Raw genomic sequence first — 3,996 nt, 5'->3', positions numbered from 1 at the left:
GCGCTGCAGAAGCTCGTCGGCAAGATCAAAAACGAGCTCGTCGTGGAAAAGGAAATCTACGCGTAGAGCTTTCGCGTGAACGCAGCGGCGCCCCGGGGGAGAAAAGCCAACCCCGGGGCGCCGCGCTAATGCAACGAGGCGAGCGGGGGGCACATCTCGTTGCACTTCCCCTAATCGAGCGCTTGCGGGGGCAGGGGTGCGTTGAGGCTTTTGTGCACGTTCACGAGCGCATCGTCGGGGCGATAGAACAGCCGCAGCGCCAAGAGCGGCTGGCCGACCTGGAAGATGTTGTCGTCAATCGCCGTGCGCATGGCATCGTCGAGCGCATCGAGCAGCGAGTCGAGCGGCGCGATGGGCACGCCATCGCCTGCCAGGATCGCGTCGACTTCCTCGCGATCGATAGGGCCCTGTCCGGTTTCCGCCATCAGCCGATGCATCTCGATGGTGCATTGGGCCAGGTAAATCGGGGCTGTCATCATCGACTTCATGTAGCACGCCACGCCGAGCGCCGTTTTCCCCGCCTTCCATTCCACGTATGCGAGCTGATAGTACGCAAGCGCGATCTCGTCGGGCTGCGTCGCGATTTCCAGGCAGCGCCTGAGCGTGCGCGAGGATGTGGACACGTCGCCCATGAGCATGTATGCGCGTGCCGTCTGGCGATACGCGGGCGTATAGGTGGGCGCGACCTGAATGCAGCGCAGGCCGAACTGTACGGCCTCTTCCGCGTGGCTGAACGACTCCTCGAGAAGGCGAACCGACTCCAAGTAGCACATAGCCAAAGACGACGGCAACAACTCGATGCGTTTCCCCTCGTCAGGATGGGGGAAGGCAAGTCCGCTGCGCCAGGGTGCGCTCCCCTGCCGCTCGCGGTTGTAGATGATGCGCGACGCATACGTGTCGAACATGCGATGGACGGCCTCGGAGTTGTCCGCAAAGCGCTTGGACTCCTCGGCCTGACGGATCGCCTCGCGCAGGATCAACGCCGCCCGATGCGGGTCGGCCTGCGCGACGGCGCGCGCCTGTCCGAGCGCATTCAGATAAGGGTCCTCTCCCATAAAGCAGCTGACCAGCGCGTTCTGGTCGTGCGCATCAACGTTGCCTTCCAGAAGGTCGGTCATAAGGCGCGTGCACGCTGCGAAAATACGCGGGTCGTCGGCTGCGTTCTGCTCCGTCTGCGCTAGGCGGATTGCCTCAGTGGTGCTCGTCGCGCGCGCGATCGCATCGGCGAGCCGCTCGCCCGCATGGCGCAGTTGGGCATCGGAGTGAATCCTTAAGTCGCGAAGCGATTCTGCGCCGAATGCCTTCGCCTCGCGCGGACCGAAGGCGAGCGAGCCCACCTCGGGCAGCTCGCCGCGAATGCGTTTCGCTTCGGCATCGACGGCATCATCGAGCGAGAAGTCGACCGCGTCGACGCCGAAGCGCGCGCCGCATTCCGCGAACAGCGCCTCGGGATCGCCTTTAAGCGCCTCTCGGAAACGGGCGCCCTCGCAGATGCTTCTCGTGAATTTCACCTGGTAGAGAGGGTGTGCACCGCGGCCGTCGGCATCGGCGCTTCCGCTGCCGTTGCCGCCAGGTTCGACGATGACGCTGCCGTCTTCGAGCTCGACGATGACGCTGCCGCCATCGAGCTCATCGCCTTCGGCGTCAAACCCGCCATCAAACTCGCCATCTTCGCCGCCGAAACCGGTGCCAAACCTGGTATCGACGCCGGCGCCGTCGCCATGACTTTCGCCTGCTGGCTCGCTGCCTTCGGGTTCGCCCTCGCCAGCTGCTTCCAGTTCCCGCGCACAAACAGCCACCTCGTCGATCGCGCACCCTGCGTGGAATGCGGCCGCGGCGAGCATCATGCCCACGTGCTCGGCGTAGCGCAGCGCCATCCGCCCTCGCTCGGCGTCGGATTGGTCGACCCAGGAGCCAGACTGAGAGGAGTAGACCCGCTGTGGCATAAGCTGCGCAGGCGGAACAACCACCTCGAACGCAACCTTTCCGCAGCGCACGTCGACGCGGTACTCGACCATGAAGCGAACGGGCAGCTGAAAACGCTCGATCGATTCCCCAATTGAGCGGCGAACGTCCCATTCCCCCGCCCTGTTCGGCGCCGCAGCGTGCTCGTCTGCGGGATGCGCGGCGCAGGGAGCCTGCACAGCGACCGCCTCGAACAGCTGCGTATCGATAGCGCCGCACGCATCGATTTCGGAAATATCCTGGCCAGACGTATCGCAGCACCCCGCGTCCGCGCCTTCCTCGAGCTTTCGCGCAATGAGCACGAAGCGGTTGATCGCCGACTCGATAGCCCAAATCGTCGCCTCGGGAATGCCGTCGCTGCCTTCCCCGCGACCGAGGAAGTACGTGTCCGAATAGCGCTGCGCCCGAACGAAGCGCAGCGACGGCGCATTCAACCCGTCGGTCTGGGCACCCGCCAGCACGCCCATCGCGTTCGCGTCGTAAAGCCAGCTCGCAAGCAGAAGTGCGAGCGACGGAGGCTGCATCGCGGGATCGAGGGCCGCAGAGCGGATGTCGCGCAGGGCGCCAAGCAGGTCCTCGAAAGGCGTTTCGGAATCGAGGCTTTCCATGATCTCGCCGAGACCGCGCGCCGGGACCCGCGCGCCGCCGAGCAGCGGGCGGAAGGTGAACGCGAAAAAGCAACGGGCGAGCGCCTCGTGATATGCGAGGTTGTCCGAATGGGAGCCGAAATCGCACCAGGAATCGAAAAGCGAGTAGCGGCCGTTTTTCAGGGAGAAGCAGGCGACTTGGCGAACCCCGCGCTTGTCGCGCAACTGAACGGTGCCGCGAATCTCCTGATCGCGCTTGAATTTCGAGTTCGGCAGGACAAGCGTGCCGAAATCCGAGGGGGACTTCCCGTCCCACGGTCGCGAGAACAGGATGTCGGGATCGCGCGCCGGGGGCGCAAAAAGCGGGCGGTCGGTCACGAACGCGCGACCGTAGCAATCAACGTAACCCCAGATGCGAAACTTGTTTTCCGCGATGAACTCGACCAGATAGATGTCACCCGAGGAGGGAGTGATGCTCGAGTCGCGGATCCAGCCGAACGACGACGTCGACGCGGGACCGTCGGGCAGGGGCATCACCGCATCGGGCAGCACCTGGGGTCGCGTCCCAAACAGACCGACCCTGCCATCGATGCGATACACGCCGTCCTTATCCGCCTCGCAATGCGCCATCAAACTTCCTTTCCTCTTGGGAAAAGGATAGCACTGCGCAGCGCGGATGCCCCGTTTAACGAAGCGCAATGTCGATACAAGCGACCCGAGCGCACCAGCCGCGAGCGCACCACTCGCGAGCAATCGCTCTCGATGACAGGAAGCGAATCGCTCAGCGGGCATAAAAAAGCGCGGCAGCTCGATTGAGTTGCCGCGCGGAGAAAACCTAGGTGCCTTAGTGGTGATGGTTACACGCCTGGTCGGCGGACATGATGGGCGCCTCACCAGCCGCAACGGCTCGAACGGCGTCGCCTACGATCGGGTGCTCAGCGTCGTAGTACACCGTGATGCCCGCCTGGTTGAAGCCCATGAGCGGGCGCATTCCCATACCGGCAGCGACGATGGCATTGCATCCAGCGTCGGCGAGCAGGCCCACCGGGCGCAGGCAACCGCCCTCTTCGTGCGGCGGATTCGCGACCATCGTTGCCTCCTCGGAGACCACGCCGTCCACGATGTCGACCACGGTGAAGCAGTCGCAGTGGCCGAAATGGCCGGAGCGCTCAGCGTTGAGGCCAGCCGCGCCCATCGTCGGCACAGCGAGTTTAATCGAGGTAGTCATCTTGCCTTCTCTCTTCGGGAACTCCGCCCCGCTTCCCCGCATGCCGCGCAATCGACGCAACCCCGTCGCGGCCATGCATCCAACTCGTCTCATGGGGCTTAAATTACCCCAAATACGGAGTATTTTGCCGCGACGACCGCGTTCTAGGACGAATGGCATGAATTTGTCTCTAAATGACACTTAATTACTATCATATCAATCGAGATATAGAAGTCG

At 63.6% G+C, this 3,996-nt stretch carries 2 protein-coding genes; both read right to left on the bottom strand.

Annotation, left to right across the window (positions count from 1 at the left end; genetic code table 11):
• Positions 1-170: 170 nt before the first annotated feature.
• Complete coding sequence (locus Q0I65_RS09460; RefSeq protein ID WP_296062873.1) at positions 171-3,182, bottom strand: hypothetical protein; 3,012 nt, start codon at positions 3,180-3,182, stop codon at positions 171-173.
• Between the two features lie 214 nt (positions 3,183-3,396).
• Entirely contained in the window at positions 3,397-3,780 is a 384-nt protein-coding gene (locus Q0I65_RS09455; protein WP_158049289.1) for a NifB/NifX family molybdenum-iron cluster-binding protein, read from the bottom strand.
• Between the last annotated feature and the right edge of the window lie 216 nt (positions 3,781-3,996).

The organism is uncultured Ellagibacter sp., assembly GCF_934643285.1.
Lineage (GTDB): Bacteria > Actinomycetota > Coriobacteriia > Coriobacteriales > Eggerthellaceae > Ellagibacter.
Note: the sequence above shows the minus strand (reverse complement) of the source record. Positions and strands in the feature narration are given on the sequence as shown.